Below are 23468 nucleotides of genomic sequence, written 5' to 3' on the forward strand. Positions count from 1 at the left end.
AAAGCACCGGAAACCGGCGCTTTAAACGTTAAAAATTATTTTAATAAACGCAAGCCATTTAAGATGACTAAGATCGTACTACCCTCATGTCCAATTACACCGAGGGGTAGATCAATTGCTTGGAAAAAGTTTGATCCAATAAGTGTTGCAATAATTGCTAAAGAGAAAAATATGTTTTGCTTTACAATTCGATTCATTTTTCTAGAAGTTTCAATCGAGTCTTTAATCTTAGTTAACTCATTTTTCATTAATACAACATCCGCTGTTTCAAGTGCTACATCGGTACCTTCCCCCATCGCAATGCCTAAATCTGCTGTTGCAAGGGCTGGTGCATCATTGATCCCATCGCCAACCATCGCTACCTTGTTATACTCTTCACTGATTTTTTTTATATGAGTAACTTTTTCATCTGGAAGGCATTCGGCAACATAATCATCAATACCGACTTCAGTTGCAACTGCACGTGCAGTTAATTCATTATCACCAGTTAATAAAATAGTATAAATTCCACGTTCTTTAATTGCTGTAATAGCTTCTTTTGCTTCTTTACGAACCGTATCTTTCAATGCATAAATTGCAACAATTTGTTTTTTATGGGTGACATAAACGATTGTTTTTCCTTCACCTGCTAATTTATTTGCTAAGTTTCCATAGAATGGATCGTTGCTATTTGTAGTTTGCAAGAAGTTTTCTTTTCCAATATGCCAAGTTTCTCCATCGATTATTCCAATGACACCCCGACCACTCTCTGTTTCTACTTTTTCAATTTTTACATTAAATTGGTCTTTATTTAAATAATCCAAACTGTATGAACGAATTGCTTTTGCAAGAGGGTGGGTTGATTCACTCTCAATAGCACCCACAATTTCATGAATTGTTGCTTCCTCGTATTTGGGATTGATATGCACATCAGTTACTTGTGGAGTACCATTTGTTAAAGTACCCGTTTTGTCAAAAGCAATTGCATCCATTTGACTTAAACTTTCAAGATGCACCCCGCCTTTAAATAATACACCATTACGAGCACTTTTTGAGATAGCTGATAATGTCGCTGGCATAATCGAGGCCACTAAAGCGCAGGGGGAGGCAACAACGAGTAATATCATTGCCCGGTAAATACTCTCAGTTAACGTCCAACCTAGTAATAAGTATGGCAAAAACATCATAATGACCACCGTAATTAATACGGTTTTAACATACGTTCCTTCAAATTTTTCGATAAAAAGTTGACTAGGTGTTTTTTCATCTTTTGCAGATTGAATCATTTCAATTATTTTTTGAAAAATCGTATCTTCTGCTTTTTTTGTTATCTCAACTGATATGGAACCATTTAAAGCAACAGTTCCAGCAAATACTTCAGCTTCTATCTCTTTTGAAACTGGAATAGATTCTCCCGTTATTGCACTTTCGTCAACAGAGGTAGAACCACTAATTATTTTCCCATCTGCAGGGATTCGTTCACTAGCTCTTACATAAATAATGTCACCGATCAAAAGTTTTGAAACTGGAATCATTTTTTCAGCATTCTCTTGAATGATTCTTGCTTCTTCGGGTTGGAGTTTCATTAATGATGATATTTCTTCATTACTTTTATTTAATGTGTAAGTTTCAAGGGCACCGGCAAGAGAGAAGATGAAAATTAAGATGGCACCTTCCGTCCAATAGCCAATAGATGCAGAGCCTATCGCAGCTATGATCATTAATAGTTCAACATTTAATTCTTTTTCTGAAATTGAGTCTAAAATCCCTTCTTTTGCTTGAGCATACCCTCCAATAAGAAAAGCAATTATGTGCAAACAGATCCATAAAGAATGTGGAATTGTATTTGTTAACGACCATGTTGCTAAAATGATGGCCCCACTTGTTAATGATGCAATAAGTTCTCCGTGTTTGTTTAATATAACTGATAGTGTGCTTCCAAAAGTAGATGAATAATGTTCGTTTTTTCTAATTTCCGTTTGAGTTATCATTTTCATTCCTCCATCATTAATTGAGAATAATTATCATTAATAAGACAGTTATTACTATGTAAAATAAAGTTCGTTTATTGTTTATAATAATTTTAAGTTTATAATAATTATAAATAGATTTGATTCTGGAGTCAAGAAATAATTCTCGTGTTGACGATTTTACTGAAAAGAAAGAAATGTTCGTTCATTGAGGGATAGCCAAAATAGCTTAGTTCAGGTAATATAGGGTGAGGATAAAACATTAGAATTTTCGTATAATTTATTAACCTCATGAAAGGAGTTTGACATGATAACAGATAATTATCCATTAGAGTTTATACGTGATCAATTTCCAGCATTACAAAAGATAGAGAAAGATTATTTTGTAGGCTATTTTGATGGTCCTGGAGGATCTCAAGTAGCAAAGTCTGTAATCGAAGCAATGGTTACTTATATGAAAAATGGTGTTTCTAATCTAGGGGGAAGCTATCCAACAGCATTAGAAACAGTATTTCTTGTGGATGAAGCTCGGGATCATGTTGCAACACTATTAGGTACAGATAAAAAAAATATATCCTTTGGTGCAAATATGACTTCTTTAGCGTTTAAAATTTCCAGAGCATTAAGTGAATCATGGGATTCTAGTTCGGGAAATATAGTAATAACTGAAATGGATCATCATGCAAATATTGATCCTTGGGTTACAGCTGCCCAAAGGAAAGGGTTAGATATACATACGCTTCAAGTGAATCCCGAAACAAAAACATTAGATCTCAGTAGAATGAATGAATTAATCAATGAAAAGACAAAACTCGTAGCGATTGGTTTAGCATCCAACGCTATTGGTACAATTAACAATTATTCGGCAATAATAGAAAGGGCCAAAGAAGTAGGAGCGTTAATTGCAGTAGATGCAGTACATGCTGTACCACACTTCACTGTAAATTTTAATGAACTAGGTGCTGACTTTATGTTTTGTTCAGCCTATAAATTTTTTGGTCCTCATGTAGGAATCGTAGCAGTTTCTGAAAGAGCATATAATAATTTGAATGTATTTAAATTACGACCAGCTCCAGATAATCCACCTAATATGTTAGAAACCGGAACATTAAACTTTGAAGGATTGGTCGGAGTCTCCGAAGCGATTCGATTTATTGCTAGTATTGGGGAAGGAAATCTTTTAAGTGAACAGCTCACTTCCGCATACAGTAAGATGAACGAGTATGAAAATTATTTAGCAGATCACTTACGATCCCATTTAGCCGATTTTGATCATATAACATTATACCAAGCTGATAATACCGTATCTAAGACACCAACTGTCGCCTTTCAGGTGAAGGGGATGGAACCTAAATTAGTTTGTCACCATTTAGCACAAGATTATGGGTTACATTTAGAATATGGAAACTTTTATGCACAGACACTCATCGAAAAATTGAACGTCAAGCATCAGGCTCTTGTACGAGCTGGAATTGCGCCATATAATACGGTTGAAGAAATTAATCGTTTAATACAGGCGGTTAAGGACTTAAAACAGAAATTGAAGTTTTGATATGGAAGAGAAATGAACATATTTAGCTAAGTTTTCAGATACTATGTTGTATAGCTGTGTTAAAGAAGTTGCTTTAAAAACACTGTGTAAGAGCTTTACTTACAGATGTATAAAAATCATCTATCCAGAAAAACTATCCCAAAAAGGAGTTGAGATAGATGATGAAAAAATGTCTGCATTTAATACTTAGTATTGGTTTTATATTTTGTACTATGTTGTTTTTAACAGAAGAATACTCTGCAGAAAAAAAGAGCGAAAAGCAAACAGAGAATTTCACATTGCCTAAGAATGTAATTTCTTTGTCCAAATCCAATACATTTCCTAATACGACTGAGGATATGGAAGTAATTGAACCGAGTAATGCAACAAAAGAATTGTTAGATGCAATAGATATACAAATTGAAAATCCAGAATTAATTAAGTTGTTGAATGAATCATCCATTAAGCCTTCTCCAATTGCTATTGGATACAGAGCAAAAATATATCTAGGTCGTTGGCCTTTGAATTATCAGTCTGAAAATACTTCTGTTATTTGGGATTACCAGCTAGTAAATGAAAATAATCTTTCTAATGTAGCTGGTCATGAAGTCCAAGAAATGCGTTATATTCAACAAGAGCAAAGTGAAGTTAAGGGAGCTCTAACAAACAAAATTGAAAATCCATCAGTAATTAAAAAAATGATGTTAATGAATGCTAATGAAAAAACAAATTTGCCTTTATCCTTTTCAACAGTTTTAGGTAAAAATTCAAAATTAGACAATTACTATAATGTTCCTATTGATAAGAACGGTTCTCTCAAAGCATATAGTCCGGCTATTAATGAGAAAGGTAAAGTTACTTTTGGAGAGGTATATATAGAACTAAAAGGTCATACGAAAGAAATTGAAATTAAAAATGTAACTAAACAAGGCATCGGTGCTTGGATACCTATCCAAGATCATATTTCTCTTTCTTTTCAATTAAAATAGGTTAGTTATAGAGAAGTTGCGACATAGGTAAACCCAGAAACTGAAAGGACGAACGAATTTTGTTAGTCGTAGGAAATAAGCACAGACTCCTCGTCGGCTAAAAACGTCACGTCCTAGGGCTGTAGCAACACTTTCATCTCATTAAAAATTGTGACCAACTTTGACACTTTGATGTCCTATCGTCCGAGGGAACAGTAAATGTTCCCGATGGGACGAACCGATCATACATTCCGACGAACTCGAAGCTTCCTAAAGATACTAGGTAAAGAGGAGATACAAACCTTTAGGCAGAGCCCATGGAATGTGAAGTATATTTTGGACGTTGTTATAAGTCGAGCATGTTCGTCTTTTCTTTGATAAAAATAATTTTGTCTCAGCGTATTAGTGTTTTCTTCACTTTGTTTTGATGGTATGATTACATTAATAAACCCCCTTTTAAAGGAGCCGATAAAGTGAAGAAAAGACTAAAAATAATTTTAGCGAGTGTTGTCGCGTTTTTAGTATCCATATTAATTTTTATTGGTAACTTTTTTTATGGAGAGAGTGTAAAACGTGGTTCAGAAGTGGAACTACACCGTGAGGTTGAAGCTGTTAATGCGGTTGCTGAAACAGACAGTTCCGATTTATTATCTACAGCAAAAGCGTGGTATGAGGATCAGACACCAATTCGTTTAACACAAAATGCATATGATGATTTACTACTGCAAGCCGATTATATTAACAATGAAAATGATAGTTCCAAAACTGTAATTCTTGTTCATGGATTTCGAAAAGAAAAAGCAGACATGGGTAATTATACTAAATTTTATTATGATCAAGGATATAATATATTAATGCCAGATTCACGTGGTCATGGAGAAAGTGAAGGAGATTACTATGGATATGGGTGGCATGATCGGCACGATTTAATTGGATGGATTGATCTTCTTATTTCCGAATATGGTACAAAAGAGATTGTATTGCACGGAAACTCAGCAGGTGCTGCAGCTGTTTTAATGACAAGTGGTGAAGTATTACCGGATCAAGTAAAGGCAATCATTGCAGATAGCGGTTTTACTTCGGTAAAAGATGAATTGAAACACCAATTAAAACATATATACGGGTTACCGTCCTTCCCATTATTAGATATTACTAGTGTAATAACTAAAGTTCGAGCTGGATATTTCTTTGAAGAGGCTTCTTCGATAGAGCAGGTTAAGAAAAACAAATTACCGCTTTTAATTATTCATGGAGAAGCGGATGATCTTGTTCCAACATGGATGGGGAAAGAGATTTACCAAGCGGCAGGCGGTGAAAAGGAACTGTGGCTTGTTCCAGATGTTGGGCATATTAAAGCGTATGAAATAGAAACTGCTATGTTTGAAGAAAGAGTAAAAGAATTCTTATCAAAAATATAAAAATGTTATAAGGATAGGGCTATCTAATAAGCCCCTCAAATGAATCAGACAGAGGAAAACAGTTTGTTTACCTCTGTCTGATTTTGTATTTTTCAAGTCTCTCCCTGACCATCTTCAGTAAGTTGGACCAAAATCTGGAATTCCACATTAGCCTTTTGTTTTTTTCTCATTAAGACCGCTATTGCGCTACATTCCCCTTGAGTTGCGCGACTTCCCCCTCGATTTGCGCAACTTCTGACTCGATTGCGCGACTTCCCCCTCGATTTGCGCAACTTCTGACTCGATTGCGCGACTTCCCCCTCGATTTGCGCGACTTCTGACTCGATTGCGCGACATTCCCCTTGATTTGCGCAACTTCTGACTCGATTGCGCGACTTCCCCCTCGATTTGCGCAACTTCTAACTTGATTGCGCGGCTTACACCCTGATTGCGCAACTTTTCCACAAATTGCACAACTTATACCGCATCTCGCCTATTATTTAAAAATTTAATTTTATATACACTAATATTTTTGGAAAAATAGTACAAAATACAATTAAATAATGAAAAGATTTTTATGGTAAGGAGATTAAAGGTATGTCTGATAAGGATAAAACGAATGATAATAACAATCGAAATGGGAAGAATGGCAATGGTGAGCACTATGATCCCGGGCGGAGACGTTTTATTAAAAATACTGGAATTCTCGCTGGAGGAGTTGTTGGTGGTTCAATTTTAGGTGGTTTGTTAACAAATCAATTTCAAAAAGAACCTGAGCAAGTACAAACGGAGACAGATCTACAAGATGCAAGAATGTTTTTCGATCGAAGAGAAGATTTTAACGTTCTGAGTGCAGCAACCGAGAGATTATTTCCAAAAGATGATATTGGTCCTGGTGCAATCGAGCTTGGTGTCCCTTATTTTATTGACAAACAATTAAATAGTTCATGGGGATGGAATGCAAAAAATTATATGAAAGGACCTTTCGTACAAAATAACTATGTAAGAGATTATGAAAAAAAAGATCGTGATCAATCAAAGCAAGGTCCTCATACTGATGTTTTACCTGAAGTGCCAACCCCAAGATATCAAACAAGATTAAATAGAGGGGAAATCATGCTTCTAGGTATTCGAACAATGGATCAGGTGAGCCAAGATCGGTATCAATCTTCATTCGACAAGCTTGAAGGAGAGCAACAAGATGAAATCTTAACAGCATTTGAAAATGGAGAAATTGAGATGGCAGGTGTAGGTTCAGAAACATTTTTTAATTTATTGTTGCAACTGACAATTGAAGGAGCTTTTGCTGATCCATTATATGGTGGAAATAAAAATATGATGGGATGGAAAATGAAGGAATACCCAGGTCCAAGGGCTGCTTATATAGGTGATATAGAGTCAGAGGATTTCATTGTAATGGAACAGAAGAGTTTAAAGGATTATCAGTCTTAATATAAACAGGAGGCTTAATGATGGTAAGAAAACTAGATAAAGTTGATGTAGTAGTTGTTGGAACTGGGTGGGCTGGTGGAATCATCAGTGCTGAACTTGGAAAAGCGGGTTATAAAGTTGTCGCATTGGAACGTGGGGAAGAAAAGTCCACAAAGGATTATATCGGAGTGAAAGATGAATTACGGTTTACGAATCGATTTGAAATGATGCAAGATTTATCATTAGAAACAATTACTTCTCGAAATACACTTGATGAGACCGCATTACCAGTCCGAACGAAACACGAATTAGGGGTAGGTAATGATTTAGGGGGTGGAAGTGTCCATTGGGCTGGAGCGACTTATCGATTTTTGCCATATGATTTTGAAATCTATAGTAAGACAGTAGAACGATACGGAAAAAAGAAGATTCCTGACGGTATGATGTTGCAGGATTGGGGAATAACATATGATGAGCTGGAGCCGTATTATGACCGGTTCGAAAAGACGGCCGGTATTTCTGGAGAGCAAGATCCTAATCCAAACGCGCCAAAACATTCAAGTGATTATCCAAATCCTCCTACAAAAGAAACTCCAAACTTAAAATTGTTTAAAGAAGCGGCAAGAAAACTTGGATATCATCCAATGCAAGTTCCTTCTGGTAATGTAACTCAGAATTATGAAAATCCAGATGGACAAACCATTAATCAGTGTGTTTATTGTGCATTTTGTACACAATATGGTTGCGACTTCGGAGCGAAATCAGATCCGATTGTAACTGTGATCCCAGCTGCTCGAAAAACAGGTAACGTAGAATTTCGTACGCAATCTTATGTCAGAAGGGTATTACATAAAAATGGGAAAGCAACTGGAGTTATGTATGTAGATATGGTTACTGGACAAGAGTATGAGCAACCGGCCGATGTCGTCGTTCTTGCTGCGTTTACATTTACAAATAATCGTTTATTAATGCTATCTGATATTGGTAAGCAGTACGATCCTAATACACGTACAGGGGTTATCGGAAGAAATTACAATGGTCAGTTCAATATCACATTTTTGGGGGCACGAGGTTTTTTTAATGATAAGAAATTTAATTTATACATGGGAGCAGGAGCATTAGGCGCGACCTTCACTGATTTAACGGGTGATAATTTCGATCATACAGATTTGGACTTCCTACATGGTGGAGGAGTAGAACTAAGGCAATATGGGGATGGGGCGATTGCGAGTAATAAAGTACCTAAAGGAACTCCAAGATGGGGACCGGAGTTCAAAGAAAAGTCGATTTATTATGCCAACAGAAATCTTGTTGTCTGGTATACTCCAGCTGTTATGCCATGGTGGCATAATTATACGGACTTAGATCCAACCTATACCGATGTATTTAATGATCCTCTTCTTCGTGCAACATTTAAATATACAGACCAAGATCGAAATATTGCAAAGTTCGGTATTGAGAAATGTAGAGAGGTTGTAGAGGAAATGGGTGCGGATATCGTAGATGATGATGAAATACCGGAAGAATTTGATCATGTGTATCAAGGCGGACATTATGCAGGTGGTGTAATAATGGGTAGTGATCCATCAACTTCGGCTGTTAACAATTATTTGCAAATGTGGGACATGGATAACTTATTCGTAGTTGGAGCATCTGCTTTCCCTCATTTCAGTAATCATCACCCGACGGCAACTGTTGGAGCGCTTGGTTACAGAGCAGCAGAAGGAATTGAGAAGTATTTGAAAAATGGTGGAGGTTCATTAGCCAAAAGTCACGAACAAAAGGATAAAAAGATTATATAAATATTTATGAAGGAGGATCGGTTATGGGAATAGCCAATATAGGAATCCCCGGTTTAATATTAATTGTAACTTTAGCATTAATTATATTTGGTCCGAAAAAACTTCCCGAAATTGGAAAAGCAGCTGGTCAAACATTACGTGAATTTAAAAACTCAGCTAGTGAATTAATGAGCGATGAAGCCTCAACAACTAATGAAAAAAAAGATGAATCATAATTATAAAAAGAACTTTAAATGGAAATGTGATACATCCATTTAAAGTTCTTTTCAAATAAATGGTTTATTTTTTAAAAAAAGGATAAATATAACTCATATATCTTGGATGTCACGTAAGAAAAGTGAATAAATCAGAGCATAGTAGAGTAATTATAAGAAAAAGAAGGTGTAAAGGATAGAGAACATAAAAATTAAGATGTAGTTCGCATATTTCAAGCATAATCGCGTTTGTATTCCAACTTAAAAAACGGTAAGTTATTAGAGTGACTATGAAAAAGAGAATAAATAAAATGTAAACATAAAAAAATAGATTTTATTTATAAGCGGTAAGAAGAGATTGAATGGCATTTTTATCGTTCTCTATAGTCAATTATAGTTAGAGGTGAAGATGTGTGCCAGTAATAGAAGTTAAACGTTTAACTAAAGTTTTTGGGCGGAATACGAAAGAAGCACTGAAGCTTTTAGAACAAGGTGTTTCAAAAGAAGAAATTTTAAACAAAACAGGAAGTACAGTTGCAGTAAATGAAGCTACATTCTCAGTTGAAAAAGGTGAATTTTTTGTGATTATGGGCCTGTCAGGAAGTGGAAAATCCACCCTTATCAGGCTTATTAATCGTCTAATTGAGCCTACAAAAGGAAATATTTTTATAGAAGGAAAAGATATTTCAAATTTGGATAAACAATCATTGCGTCAAGTACGACGCGAAAAATTAAGTATGGTGTTTCAACGTTTCGCTTTATTTCCTCATCGTACAATTTTAGAAAATGCAGAATTTGGATTAGAAATTCAAAAAATGGATAAGGAAAAGCGTAGAGAAAAAGCGAAAGAAGCATTACAACTTGTTGGTTTAGGAGAATATCTTGATCAATATCCAGATCAGCTATCAGGTGGGATGCAACAACGTGTAGGTTTAGCACGTGCTTTAACAAATGATCCAGAAGTGTTACTGATGGACGAAGCTTTTTCTGCATTAGATCCTTTGATTCGCAAGGATATGCAAGATGAATTAATTGATTTGCAAGCAAAAATGCAAAAAACAATTATTTTTATTACTCATGACCTGGATGAAGCACTTCGTTTAGGTGATCGGATTGCTCTAATGCGTGACGGTTCAATCGTTCAAATAGGAACACCAGAAGAAATCTTAGTTAATCCTGCAAACGATTATGTTGAAAAGTTTGTTGAGGATGTAGACCGTTCTAAAGTTTTAACGGCAAAGCATGTAATGAAGCGACCTGAAACTGTCAATATCGAAAGACATGGACCACGTGTTGCATTAGAGCGTATGAGGGCAGAAGGTATTTCTAGCATTCTAGTAGTTGATAATAATAGACAGTTACAAGGATATGTGACGGCAGATGATGTATTAGAAGCACGTAAAAAAGAAGTACGTGATTTAAAAGAAATATTAAAAACAGATATACAAACAGTTGATAAGGATACACAGATGAATGATATTTTTAATATGATCTATGATTCACCTATCCCGATCGCAGTCATTGAAGAAAATCGATTAGTTGGTGTTCTCGTCCGGGGTGCCGTTATTGCGGGACTAGCGAGTGAAGGGGGAGTGAATGGACATGAATAATTTTGTGCTTTCATCAATTATCCCTAAAATACCAATCGCTGAAGGTACCGAGTGGTTTACAAAAAAAATTACAAAAGCTTTTTCGTTTTTATTTGAACCGATAAAAACCCATTTCGGTAATTTTATGGAATGGACATCAGATATGTTAAATACGGTGCCACCTGTTGTAATGATTATACTCATTGCAGTGTTAGCATTTTTCTTATCTGGTAAACGAATTGGTTTAGCAATATTTTCTATTGTAGGATTATGGTTGATACTAAACCAAGGATATTGGACACATTTAATTGATACATTTTCATTAGTGCTCATATCTAGTTTGCTTTCAGTAATTATTGGTGTTCCTGTTGGAATCTTAATGGCAAAAAGTAAAGTTGCCGAGACGATTATTACACCAATACTTGATTTTATGCAAACAATGCCAGCATTCGTTTATTTAATCCCGGCTGTCGCATTTTTCGGGATCGGAATGGTACCTGGAGTATTTGCATCGCTTATTTTTGCAACACCGCCTACGGTAAGGTTTACTAATTTAGGTATTAGGCAAGTTTCTCAGGAATTAGTTGAAGCTTCTGAATCATTTGGAAGTACAGGAGCTCAGAAATTATTTAAAGTGGAACTGCCGATGGCAAAAGCAACTATTATGGCTGGAATTAACCAAACGGTAATGCTTGCGTTATCTATGGTTGTTATTGCTTCCATGATTGGTGCACCTGGATTAGGTAGAGAGGTATTGTCCGCATTACAACGTGCACAAGTTGGAACTGGTTTTGTTGCTGGAATAGGAATTGTTATTTTAGCAATTATTATTGATCGATTTACACAAAACATGAACAAAAAGAATTAATTAGTTGATATCTTTTCTGCAAAGAAAAGTTTCATAGAAAATGATTAAAGGAGAGTTTTTCTAATATGTTAACAAGCCTTAAACGATTAGGAATTATTGCAGGTTTTTCCGCAACACTCATTCTTGCTGCTTGCGGTGGTGGAGATGAGGGAGAGAATAAGGATGGTTCTGATGACTCATCTAGTGGTGATGTAAAATACGGTGAGGAAATGAAATATCAAATTACAGGTATCGAACCTGGTGCAGGTGTATTTAAAGCTGCTGAAAATGCAGTAGAAGAGTATGAATTAGAAGGATGGGAAGTTCAAGCTTCCTCAAGTGGCGCAATGGCTACAGCTTTAGGAGAAGCATATGACAATGAAGAACCGATCATTGTTACTGGCTGGTCTCCACATTGGAAATTTGCTAAGTATGATTTGAAATATTTAGAAGACCCTAAAGGTGTATTTGGTGAAGAAGAAACTATTAATACAATGGTACGCGAAGGCTTAGAAGATGATATGCCAGAAGCATATCAAGTATTAGATAATTTCTACTGGACTCCTGATGATCTTGAAGAAGTTATGTTAAAGATTTCCGATGGTGCAGATCCAAGAGACGCTGCTCAAGAATGGATCGACGAAAATCAAGATACTGTTGCAGAATGGACAGATGGTGTTGATGAAGTTGATGGAGATAAAATTGAGTTAGTTTATGTGGAGTGGGATACTGAAGTTGGTTCCACAAATATGATCGGATTAGTATTAGAGGAACTTGGTTATGACGTAACAGTCACACCATTAGATAATGCGGTAATGTGGGAAGCTGTTGCAACAGGCGAGGCTGATGCAATGGTTGCAGCATGGTTACCAGGAACACATGGTGACTTATTTGAAGAATATAAAGATGAATTAATTGATCTTGGACCTAATCTAGAAGGAGCAAAAATTGGTTTAGTTGTTCCAGCGTATATGGATATTGATTCAATTGAAGATTTAGATACAAAATAAGAATAATAAGGGACTCTTAATAGTCCCTTTTATTTTTTAAAAGATTCGTTTAATCAAGACGCTTAAAAATAAATTGAGAAACAAAAGAGAAGGGACAGAATAGTAAATATGAGAAAATCATGGTTACTACTTATTGGTCTAGTTGCTATGTTAGCATTAGCGGCTTGTGGAAGTAATAATGATGAAAGCGATTCAAATGGTGATAGCAATTCAGGAACAAATTATGGAGATGCAGTAAATTATACTATTACTGGAATTGAACCTGGTGCTGGAATTTCAGTGACGACAGAAAAAGCTATTGAAGAATATGAAAATTTAGCTGGATGGGAAGTAGAATTATCATCCACTGCTGCCATGATGTCAGAGCTAAATAAAGCTATCGATAATGAAGAACCGATTATTATTACTGGTTGGAATCCACATTGGATGTTTGCTAAATATCCAGATATGAAGTATCTAGATGATCCGAATGGCATTTACGGTGGAGAAGAAGGAATTAACTCATTAGCAAGACTTGGTCTAGAAGAAGATAAGCCAGAAGTATATAAAGTAATTGACCAATTTGAATGGGACATCGAAGATATGGAAGAAATTATGTATGAAGCACAAGACACCGGTGAAGAAGTGGAAGAAGTAGCAAAACGTTGGGTAGAGGAAAATGAAGATAAAGTTTCAGCTTGGTTTGAAGGTGTTGATGATGTAGACGGTGTTGAAGTTGAACTCGTTTCGACACCGTGGGATTCAGAACGTGCTTCCTCAGGTGTTTTAAAAGAAGCAATGGAACAAAAAGGTTTTAAAGTAACAGTGACACCAGTAGATGTAGCAATCGTATTTGAATCTGTTGCAAATGGAGATGCAGATGCTACAGTTGCAGCATGGTTACCAGCAACACATAAAGATTTTTATGAAAAACACCAAGATGATTTAATTGATTTAGGTCCTAACTTAATGGGAGCAGTAATTGGTCTTGTTGTACCTGAATATATGGATATAGACTCCATAGAAGATTTGGAACCGAAGAATTAATATAATGAATTATTTCATATTAAATAGACAACTGAAATAAAAATATGTACCTAAGCGGCTTTAACCCAAAATTACATTGGAAGAAGGCCGCTTAATTTTTTTAAAAAAATAATGAACCAGACTATAGCTTTAAACAGCTGAGTATTAAAATTATAAGTGATTAAATTTCCTCGTCTATAAAAAATGTATTACTCACTACTAATAATTTCTGAACTATTAATAAAAAGATGATACACTAGTTAACAAATATTGGATGTAATTCCATATATTTATTTTTTCCTGCAAATTCAAACTTTTTTATTAGGTTGTAGTTTCTCTAGAAAACCAAACGCAATGATTTCAAAATAGGATACAACTGGTAAAGAGCATATGATGTGTTTTTGTATTTTAAAAATTGATCGTATTTAATTAATTTGGAATTGCTGGAAGCATGGAGGTGTTGTTTTTGCGAAATAAATTAACAGAAAAAAGAAAGGAGAAAAAGAGAACAATAATATCTGCGTATTTTGGATTTATGCTTGTGTTATATTTGGGTTATGTCATTGTAGCTGAATACCGTTTAAATAAGTCGGAACAGTGGGTAAAACTTAATTACCTCACAGAAGAGGATATTCAAAATATTCAACAGATTGGATTCTTGAATTCTCTTCTCGAAATTTCATTTTCATGTTTGTTTATACTTGGAGCTATTTTATTGTTTCGTTCTCAAAAAAACAGGAAGAGTTTAATTCAATTTATAATAGTACATTTCGGTTCGTTTACTACTATATTTTTATTGGGATTTATTTTTTCGCTTTTTTTGGCTTCGCCTATTGGTAATTTAACACAGCTTTTAATTTTACCTGCTTCCTTACTTGCTATCATGGTGTTTTATGCAATTTATCTGATGATTAAAGGTCAGTTAACTAAACGGGCATAGATGGATTGAGAATTGCATCTTAAAATGGACGTTTTTATGGAATGAGAAATGCGCTATTAAAGCACCTATCTTAAAGGATAATATTTATGTTCTAATGAGAAGGTATAAAAGATCTGGGCAAAAACATTGGTCCTATACTGGAGGAAAATATGAAAAAAGTAGTTTTAGCTGGAGGAACAGGGTTTATTGGTGAATATTTTACGGGGAAATTTAATGAACTTGGATATAAGGTGAAGATCATATCAAGGCAACCACAGTACATATCTTGGGATGATAGAACTGCAATAATAGAAGCGTTAGAAGATGCCGAGATGTTGATCAATCTTGCCGGAAAGTCAGTAAATTGCCGTTACAATGAGGAAAATAAAAATGAAATAATGATTTCCAGGATTAAGACAACTAATATACTTGGAGAATCTATAGTAGTTTGTAAGAATCCACCTAAGGTCTGGATGAATTTTAGTACGGCTACTATATATCGTCACGCAGATGACCGTCCAATGACAGAAAAAGATGGTGAAATTGGCTCAGGTTTTTCAGTTGACGTGGCTACAAGCTGGGAGAAAGCCTTCTTTTCTTTTGACTTACCAAAAACAAGAAAAATCGCTCTTCGTGCGGCCATTGTACTTGGTAAAGGAGGAGGAGTTATGTTACCGTATCGAAATTTAGTTAGATTTGGACTTGGCGGAATACAAGGATCAGGTAAGCAAAAGTTTAGCTGGATACATATTGAAGATTTGTTACAAATCGTTCTCTTTCTCAAGGAAAGAGAAGATCTTAGCGGTGTGTTTAATTGCTCGGCTCCAAATCCTGTAAGTAACCAAGAACTAATGAATTTATTACGGAAAGAAATGAATGTGGCATTTGGTTTGCCTTCTCCCAAATGGATACTGGAAATCGGATCAATGATAATTAAAACTGAAACCGAATTAGTATTGAAAAGCCGTTGGGTTATTCCAGAAAGATTGGAACGAGAAGGTTATAGGTTTACCTTCAACACACTTCATAAGACTTTGCAAGACATTTTGCAATAAATAAAAAGCTTTCTAATGAACGATTGTGAGTAGTTACACTTTAAACTAAAATGAGCACTTTTCGACATTTTCTAAAACATAACCATGAGGGGGATGGATTATTATGTGGTATGAAAATAAAGTTACACAACTTCTGAATATCAAATATCCCATTATACAGGCAGGTATGGCAGGAGGAGTTACAACACCTGAATTGGTTGCGGCTGTTTCAAATAGTGGTGCTCTTGGAAATTTAGGTGCAGGATACATGAGCCCAGAACAAATGCAAGAAACTATTAAGAAAATCAAACAGGTTACGGATAAGCCCTTTGGAGTGAATCTGTTTATACCAGAGAACGCGGAAGTTTCTGAAGAAGAAGTTATCAAAGCGAACGAATGGCTTCAACCTTTTCGAGAGGAACTAAATCTTTCGGAACAATCTGAGGTAAAAAAGCCAAACGCTTTGTTTTTTGAAGAACAGATAAATATTCTGCTTGAAGAAAAGGTTAAAGTATGTAGTTTTACGTTTGGTCTCCCGTCAAAAGAAATAGTACAAAAGTTAAAAAAGGAAAATATAGTAGTGATTGGAACAGCAACAACTGTGGAAGAGGCGATAGCCAACGAAGAATTAGGTATAGATATGGTGGTTGTTCAAGGGAGTGAAGCTGGAGGGCATCGCGGAACCTTTAGCGGATCATTTAAGGACGCTATGATTGGAACGATGGCACTCGTTCCGCAAACTGTAGATAATGTCAATATTCCGGTGATTGCAGCAGGTGGAATAATGGATGGCAGGGGTGTGTTATCAGCTTTGATTCTAGGGGCGCAAGCTGTCCAAATGGGGACAGCTTTTGTTACGAGTGTAGAAAGTGGAGCGGATAAGCAGCACAAAGAAGCAATTTTGAATAGTACCGAAGATCAAACAGTTGTGACTTCAGCATTCAGCGGTAAACCAGCAAGAGGTATCCGAAATGATTTTATTACTAAAATGGCTAATCATGAAGAGGAATTACCAAAATATCCGATTCAAAACACATTAACAAAATCTATTCGAAGTGAAGCAGCTAAGCAAAATCACCCCGAATGGATGTCACTGTGGAGTGGACAAAATCCTCGTTTAAGTAAACAACAACCTGTTAGTGAGATGCTGGCAGAAATAATTTCTCAAGTTGATACTATAATAAAAAATAAAAACGAAGTATGGTAATTCATCCGTATTAAAGCATCTTCTATACTGGCCTCGTATGGAATAAAAAAAGAGAGCAGATTTCTGCTCTCCTGCAAAATCATTTAAGAATATATGTTACCCTTACTATAAGGAGGTAAAAACAATGTTAAGGATAAGTTTAACAGCAATCACATGTATTATTTTTATTATTTCTATATTTTTTTTACTTCGATCGCGAAGAAAATATGCGATAACCGGTTTTAAGACGTTATTAACTCCAATCTGTTTCTATATGATAGGGATCTTAGGTGCTATTGGATTATGGACTCATTCTTTCGGTCTCTTTTTATGGATTTTAATAGTTTCATTTCTATTGTTAGCTGCTTATTTTACAAAGTATTTACCTAAAATACACCATCAGAATTAATTTTCAAATGCTTTCCGATCAATTTCATTTTCTGTACCTGCAACAACTACTGCCGCAGAAGCATCACCTACAATATTGACAGTTGTTCTAAACATATCAAGGATTCTGTCGATACCAGCAATAAGTGCGATCCCTTCAAGTGGAAGTCCGATTGCTCCCAATACCATTGCTAACATAATCATGCCAGCTCCAGGAACTCCAGCAGTTCCAATTGATGCTAAAACAGTTGTAATGATAACAGTGAGTAATTGCATAAACGTTAAATCTAATCCGTAAAATTGTGCAATAAATATAACGGCAACCCCTTGGTAGATAGCAGTTCCATCCATATTAATTGTAGCCCCAAGAGGAAGAACGAAACTACTGATCTTATTTGATACCCCTAGGTTTTCTTGTGTATTCTTAATAGTGACTGGCAACGTTCCTGCACTACTTGCCGTACTAAATGCTACGATAGCGGCAGGTGCAATCCCTTTGAAGAAAGTAAATGGATTCATTTTTGCAAATGTTTTCACTGATAATGAATAAACAACGATGGCATGAATGAGACATGCAACCGCTACAGCAATAATTATCTTTAACAGTGGCAATAAGACAGACGGTCCATATTGACCAATAATCGGTGCAACTAAGCCTAAGATACCAATTGGTGCAAAACGCATAATCACACCAGTTATCCAAAACATCAACTCAGCAAACCCGTCAAAGAAATTGTAGACCGGTTCTGCTTTTTTTCCGATGATTGTTATCGCAAGCCCAATAAAGATAGCAAAGAAAATGATTTGTAAAATATTACCTTCTGCAAGTGAAGTGAATGGGTTTTCAGGAACAATATTTAGAAAGGTTTGAATGACACCTTCTGTTTCATTCACCTCTACCTCTGTACTTTCCACATTAATTGAAAGACCTTTTCCTGGATTAATAATAAATGCCATTCCGAGTCCAATGATAATTGCTACAGCAGTAGTAATTAAATAATAACTAATTGTTTTAGTTCCTACACGCCCTAATGATTTAGGGTCTCCAATACTAGCCACTCCAATTACAAGCGTTGATAACACTAGAGGAGCAATAATAAACTTAATCAAGCGTAAAAATAAATCTCCTAAAGGTTTTAACACTTCAATTGAGCTACCAAAAATTAGACCAAGAATGATAGCGATTACAAATGCAATTAAAATTTGGGTTAGTAAATTCCCTTTTAAAAGTCTCATATTCCCTCTCCTTTCAATATATGTATATGAGGATATATAAACTATATGTTAGTCCTAACTTGGTATACTGTCAACTGCATAAATAAGGTCATATACATATTTTCACTCATTTTGTTGAAGCTAAACCTAAAAGGAGTTTTAAAATGAAGTCTAAGATCTTTCTTGTTGTAGCAAGTTTTTTCATTTTCTTTACGATGACACATTCTGTATATGGATATGGTTGGGGATATAAAAAAAATGATGACAATCAACTACCTGAGGTTGGAAAGTTTGGTGAAATTATTGAAAAATATGATGCTATATACGCGGACCTTGACCCAGTTGATAAAGAGATTTATTTAACTTTTGATAATGGATATGAACAAGGGTATACAAAAGAAATATTAGGCGTCTTGAAAAAAGAGCAGGTTCCTGCAACTTTTTTTGTCACTGGACATTATGTGGAAACTACTCCAGAGCTCGTAAAGCAAATGGTTGATGAAGGGCATATCGTAGGGAATCACTCATATAGTCACCCTGATTTTACTACGCAGTCAAAAGAAAAAATGAAGAAAGAATTAGACATGTTGGAAGATGCCGTTGCAGAAATAACGGATCAAAAAGAATTAATGTATTTACGGCCACCTCGGGGCACGTTTGATGAAAATACATTAAAATGGGCAAGTGAATTTGGCTATGTGCATGTATTTTGGTCATTAGCTTTTAAAGATTGGGAAACAGATAATCAAAAAGGATGGGAATATGCATTTAATGAAATCACTGAACAAATTCACCCTGGAGCAATTCTTTTACTTCACACTGTCTCAGAAGATAATGCAAAAGCGTTAGAAAAAGTAATTAAACATCTGAAGAAAGAGGGGTATGTTTTCAAAAGTCTAGATGATTTAATGAAAAAACAAGCTTTACCAAAAGACATCTTATTATAAAGATGTCTTTTTTTTAAGGAATCATAATTTAAATCATCTGATCTGTTTGCTATACTATTAAGAAAGATGACTTAGGAGATGATGGTATGAATCATGAAGATTTAATAGCTCCGGACAAATATAATATTGTAATGGAAATTGAAAAACATGCCGTAAACAAAGGGAAAATAGCATTAAAGTATAAAGACGGTGCCAATAATAGAAAAGAAATTACATATGAACAATTGATTAAAAACGTCAATAAAATAGGAAATGTGTTTTTAAATGAAGGTCTGAAAAAAGGTGACAAATTACTCGTAATGGTTCCACGGATTATAGAAGCGTATGAAGTCTATTTAGCAGCATTAAAAACAGGGATAATAATTATTCCTAGTTCAGAGATGTTAACGACAGAGGATTTGCAGTATCGTGTTACCCATGGAGAAGTGAATGGAGTAGTCAGTTATCATTCATTTACATCCGTTTATGAAGGGATTAAGGAATATGATCAATTAAAGAAATTTGTAATTGGTGAAGAAAAGACTGATTGGTATTTCTTAGATGACCTAAGAGAAAATGCTTCCGATAAATTGGATTTATTAGCTACGAATAAAGATGATATTGCATTTTTACCTTATACTTCAGGAACAACTGGAAACCCTAAAGGGGTTGTACATACTCATGGTTGGGGATATGCTCATTTACGAACAGTGGCAGCAAATTGGTTAGGGATAAAAAATGATGATATTGTATGGGCTACAGCTGCACCGGGTTGGCAGAAATGGGTGTGGAGTCCGTTACTGTCAGTACTAGGTTCAGGTGCCACAGGCTTTATTTATAACGAAAGGTTTAGTGCAGAGAAGTATTTAACATTACTTCAGGAAGAAGAAATTAATGTCCTCTGTTGTACACCAACTGAATATAGAATGATGGCAAAGTTAGAAAATCTGGCTGACTTTGATTTAAGTCATTTGCATAGTGCAGTTTCTGCAGGTGAACCATTAAACAGGGAAGTAATCGAAGTGTTTGATAACAATTTTTCCATTATTGTCCGTGACGGATATGGGCAAACAGAAAATACATTATTATTAGGTATTATGAAAGGAATGGATGTTAAACCTGGTTCCATGGGAAAACCGACTCCAGGAAACGAAGTTGAGATTGTTAATGATTTAGGCGAGCCTGTCGAAGTTGGTACAGTAGGAGATATTGCAGTAAAACGAAATTGTCCTGCCTTGTTTAAAGAATATTATAAAGATAAAGATAGAACAGTGTTAACGGTTCGTGGTGAATATTATATAACTGGAGATCGTGCGAAGAAAGACGAAGACGGCTATTTCTGGTTTGAAGGTCGAGATGACGATATTATTGTCAGCTCTGGATACACAATTGGACCATTTGAAGTAGAGGATGTACTTGTAAAACATCCAGCTGTACAAGAATGCGCCGTAGTGGGTAGTCCAGATGATATTCGTGGACAAATTGTAAAGGCATTTATTGTTCCTAAAGAAAAAGTAGTAGATGAGAAAAGTTTAATGACTGAACTACAGCAATATTCCAAATTACATACAGCACCATATAAATATCCACGAGAAATAGAATTTATAGAGGAATTACCGAAAACATCCTCTGGAAAGATTCGTCGTGTAGAGTTACGAGAGCTCGAAAAGAGTGCAAAAAATAAATAAATGATTGAAAGTCTTGTACGATAATTTGTACAAGGCTTTTTTATGTTAATCGCTATATGTACGTGTTTTTTCTCAGTTTTGGGAAAAAATTTTAAAAAATAGATTAAGTACTTGAAAGTCAAAGATAGTCAGTGTATAATAAAATCAAAGGTCAAATATAGTCAAAGTCAAATGAATAATTAACTTGAAAATAAAATAAAAAACTTGTCTAAAGGAGGACAAACTATATGAAATGTCAACAATGTGGAGTAAACAGAGCTACTGTAAACATGGCGATGCAATTGAATAATGAAAGACATCAGTTGCATTTATGTAGTGAATGTTTCCAAAAAATCCAAAATCAAATAACAGATTCAAATAACTTTTTCCAAGGCGGAGATTTCTTTTCAAATGAGTTCTTTCAAGGATCTGCCCAAGGTCAAAGTAAAAGAAGTGCATCAACAAAGCAACAACATAGCGGCCGTGGTGGAGGTTTACTTGATGAATTGGGAACAAACGTTACAGAAAATGCCCGTAATGGGAAAATTGACCCCGTAATCGGTCGAGACAATGAAATTAAACGAGTCATCGAGACATTAAATCGTCGTAATAAAAACAACCCAGTTTTAATTGGTGAACCAGGGGTAGGTAAAACTGCAATAGCAGAAGGATTAGCGCTTAAAATGATCGAAGGGGATGTACCGGCGAAATTAATGAACAAGGAAGTTTATGTACTTGATGTTGCTTCATTAGTTGCAAATACAGGTATTCGTGGTCAATTTGAAGAACGAATGAAACAACTGATCGAAGAATTAAAAAATCGACCAGATATTATTCTCTTCATTGATGAGATTCATTTATTAGTCGGTGCAGGAACAGCTGAAAGTTCACAGATGGATGCTGGTAACATTATGAAACCGGCACTTTCAAGAGGAGACTTACAAGTTATCGGTGCTACAACGTTAAAAGAATATCGTCAAATTGAAAAAGACGCAGCGCTTGAACGTCGTTTCCAACCGATTATCGTAAAAGAACCTACAACAGATGAAACAATTCAAATATTACAAGGATTAAAAAGCCGTTATGAAGACTTTCATGGCGTTATCTATTCAGATGAAGTAGTCGAAGCATTCGTCAATTTGTCTGCTCGCTATATTCAAGATAGATTTTTACCAGATAAAGCGATAGACCTAATGGATGAAGTTGGATCTCGCTTAAATCTCGCAAACGCAGAACAAGATACGGAAACAATTAAAAAACAATTAGAAAAAGTAGTAACAGAAAAAGAATCAGCTGCCGAGCAAGAAGATTATGAACGAGCTGCGAACTTACGTTATCAAGAAATCCAATTACAAAAACAACTTGAAAAAGCTAATGATAATAAACAAGAAGTGAGTCCACATGTAACGGTTCACGATGTAGAAGAAATGATTGAAGAAAAAACAGGGATTCCGGTAACCAAACTTCAAGCAGATGAACAAGAAAAAATGAGAAACTTTAGTGAACATTTACGTGCGAAAGTAATCGGCCAGGATGAAGCAGTTGATACAATAGCGAAAGCAATCCGCAGAAGCCGTGCAGGACTAAAATCAAAATATCGCCCAATTGGATCCTTCCTATTCGTTGGACCGACTGGGGTAGGTAAGACAGAACTTTCCAAAGTATTAGCTGAAGAATTATTTGGCACTCGAGAATCCTTAATTCGATTAGATATGAGTGAATATATGGAAAGACATACGGTTTCTAAAATTATCGGTTCACCTCCAGGCTATGTAGGTCACGAGGAAGCAGGTCAGTTGACAGAAAAAGTACGTCGCAACCCATATTCCATTATCTTACTTGATGAAATTGAAAAAGCACATCCAGATGTACAAAATATGTTCTTACAAATCATGGAAGATGGTCATTTAACAGACTCACACGGCAGAAGAGTGAGCTTTAAAGATACAGTTATCATCATGACAAGTAATGCTGGAACAGGTTTTAAACCGATATCTGTCGGATTTGAAAAAGAAAGTGAAGCAGCTTCTGTATTTGAAAGCTTAAATGATTATTTCAAACCAGAGTTCTTAAACCGATTTGATGGAATTGTTTCTTTCAATGAATTAACAGAAGAAAACTTATTAGAAATTGTTGATTTAATGCTTCATGATCTTGAAAAAACAATTGAAGATAATAATATCAAAATTGAAGTGACAGAAGAAGCGAAAAAAGAATTAGTTAAACTTGGTTACGATTCTCGTTTTGGAGCAAGACCTTTACGCCGAGTTATTCAAGATAAAGTTGAAAATCAATTAACAGATTTAATATTGGAAAATGAAAAAGTTGATCAAGTTGTTGTCGTAGTGAAAGATGAAAATATCGTCGTTAAAACTGCATAAAAATTAATTTTAAACCGCTGATTTTATATT

General features: G+C 35.3%; 19 protein-coding genes. 17 read left to right on the top strand and 2 right to left on the bottom strand.

The window, feature by feature from the left end; translation table 11 throughout:
- Positions 1-35: 35 nt before the first annotated feature.
- Positions 36-1970, bottom strand: a complete 1935-nt coding sequence (locus SPD48_RS11830; RefSeq protein ID WP_336258315.1) for a heavy metal translocating P-type ATPase — start codon at positions 1968-1970, stop codon at positions 36-38.
- A gap of 286 nt (positions 1971-2256) precedes the next feature.
- Here SPD48_RS11830 and SPD48_RS11835 point away from each other — a divergent pair, with 286 nt between their 5' ends.
- The 14 genes from SPD48_RS11835 to SPD48_RS11900 all read left to right on the top strand — a co-directional run bounded on the left by SPD48_RS11835 (position 2257) and on the right by SPD48_RS11900 (position 17271).
- On the top strand, positions 2257-3501 hold the full coding sequence (locus SPD48_RS11835; RefSeq protein WP_336258316.1) for a cysteine desulfurase-like protein: 1245 nt from the start codon (positions 2257-2259) through the stop codon (positions 3499-3501).
- Positions 3502-3659: 158 nt separating this feature from the next.
- Positions 3660-4469, top strand: a complete 810-nt coding sequence (locus SPD48_RS11840) for a YfkD family protein (protein ID WP_336258317.1) — start codon at positions 3660-3662, stop codon at positions 4467-4469.
- Between the two features lie 452 nt (positions 4470-4921).
- Positions 4922-5866 (top strand): alpha/beta hydrolase, encoded by a 945-nt coding sequence (locus SPD48_RS11845; RefSeq protein WP_336258318.1) that lies wholly within the window; start codon positions 4922-4924, stop codon positions 5864-5866.
- 576 nt (positions 5867-6442) lie between these two features.
- Positions 6443-7297: a gluconate 2-dehydrogenase subunit 3 family protein gene (locus SPD48_RS11850; RefSeq protein ID WP_336258319.1), complete on the top strand. Its 855-nt coding sequence runs from the start codon at positions 6443-6445 to the stop codon at positions 7295-7297.
- A gap of 20 nt (positions 7298-7317) precedes the next feature.
- Complete coding sequence (locus SPD48_RS11855; RefSeq protein WP_336258320.1) at positions 7318-9078, top strand: GMC family oxidoreductase; 1761 nt, start codon at positions 7318-7320, stop codon at positions 9076-9078.
- Between the two features lie 23 nt (positions 9079-9101).
- The gene (locus tag SPD48_RS11860) at positions 9102-9293 is read left to right on the top strand and encodes a twin-arginine translocase TatA/TatE family subunit (RefSeq protein ID WP_336258321.1); all 192 of its coding nucleotides are present in this window, start codon (positions 9102-9104) and stop codon (positions 9291-9293) included.
- 392 nt (positions 9294-9685) lie between these two features.
- Positions 9686-10882 carry a quaternary amine ABC transporter ATP-binding protein gene (locus SPD48_RS11865; protein ID WP_336258322.1) on the top strand — a complete coding sequence of 399 codons (1197 nt, stop codon included), beginning with the start codon at positions 9686-9688 and terminating at the stop codon, positions 10880-10882.
- Complete coding sequence (locus SPD48_RS11870) at positions 10875-11729, top strand: ABC transporter permease (protein WP_336258323.1); 855 nt, start codon at positions 10875-10877, stop codon at positions 11727-11729. Before SPD48_RS11865 ends, SPD48_RS11870 begins: the two co-directional genes overlap by 8 nt.
- A 65-nt stretch (positions 11730-11794) precedes the next feature.
- Complete coding sequence (locus SPD48_RS11875; protein ID WP_336258324.1) at positions 11795-12718, top strand: glycine betaine ABC transporter substrate-binding protein; 924 nt, start codon at positions 11795-11797, stop codon at positions 12716-12718.
- Positions 12719-12826: 108 nt separating this feature from the next.
- Positions 12827-13744, top strand: coding sequence for a glycine betaine ABC transporter substrate-binding protein (locus tag SPD48_RS11880; protein ID WP_336258325.1), 918 nt, complete (start codon positions 12827-12829; stop codon positions 13742-13744).
- Between the two features lie 445 nt (positions 13745-14189).
- Positions 14190-14663 carry a hypothetical protein gene (locus SPD48_RS11885; protein ID WP_336258326.1) on the top strand — a complete coding sequence of 158 codons (474 nt, stop codon included), beginning with the start codon at positions 14190-14192 and terminating at the stop codon, positions 14661-14663.
- A gap of 149 nt (positions 14664-14812) precedes the next feature.
- Positions 14813-15697: a TIGR01777 family oxidoreductase gene (locus tag SPD48_RS11890; protein WP_336258327.1), complete on the top strand. Its 885-nt coding sequence runs from the start codon at positions 14813-14815 to the stop codon at positions 15695-15697.
- 103 nt (positions 15698-15800) lie between these two features.
- Positions 15801-16883 carry an NAD(P)H-dependent flavin oxidoreductase gene (locus tag SPD48_RS11895; protein ID WP_336258328.1) on the top strand — a complete coding sequence of 361 codons (1083 nt, stop codon included), beginning with the start codon at positions 15801-15803 and terminating at the stop codon, positions 16881-16883.
- 124 nt (positions 16884-17007) lie between these two features.
- The gene (locus SPD48_RS11900; protein WP_336258329.1) at positions 17008-17271 is read left to right on the top strand and encodes a hypothetical protein; all 264 of its coding nucleotides are present in this window, start codon (positions 17008-17010) and stop codon (positions 17269-17271) included.
- On the opposite strand, the gene SPD48_RS11905 is transcribed toward SPD48_RS11900, so the two are convergent.
- Positions 17268-18485 (bottom strand): dicarboxylate/amino acid:cation symporter, encoded by a 1218-nt coding sequence (locus SPD48_RS11905; protein ID WP_336258330.1) that lies wholly within the window; start codon positions 18483-18485, stop codon positions 17268-17270. The two genes, SPD48_RS11900 and SPD48_RS11905, sit on opposite strands and share 4 nt — an antisense overlap.
- A gap of 143 nt (positions 18486-18628) precedes the next feature.
- On the opposite strand from SPD48_RS11905, the gene pdaA reads away from it, so the two are divergent.
- The 3 genes from pdaA (at position 18629) to SPD48_RS11920 (ending at position 23438) form a co-directional block, all read left to right on the top strand.
- Entirely contained in the window at positions 18629-19411 is a 783-nt protein-coding gene (pdaA, locus tag SPD48_RS11910) for a delta-lactam-biosynthetic de-N-acetylase (protein WP_336258331.1), read from the top strand.
- An 86-nt stretch (positions 19412-19497) separates the two neighbouring features.
- Positions 19498-21078, top strand: a complete 1581-nt coding sequence (gene mbcS / locus SPD48_RS11915) for an acyl-CoA synthetase MbcS (RefSeq protein WP_336258332.1) — start codon at positions 19498-19500, stop codon at positions 21076-21078.
- Between the two features lie 227 nt (positions 21079-21305).
- The gene (locus SPD48_RS11920; RefSeq protein WP_336258333.1) at positions 21306-23438 is read left to right on the top strand and encodes an ATP-dependent Clp protease ATP-binding subunit; all 2133 of its coding nucleotides are present in this window, start codon (positions 21306-21308) and stop codon (positions 23436-23438) included.
- Positions 23439-23468 lie beyond the last annotated feature (30 nt).

This window comes from Pseudogracilibacillus sp. SE30717A (genome assembly GCF_037071985.1).
Classification (GTDB): Bacteria; Bacillota; Bacilli; order Bacillales; family Amphibacillaceae; genus Pseudogracilibacillus.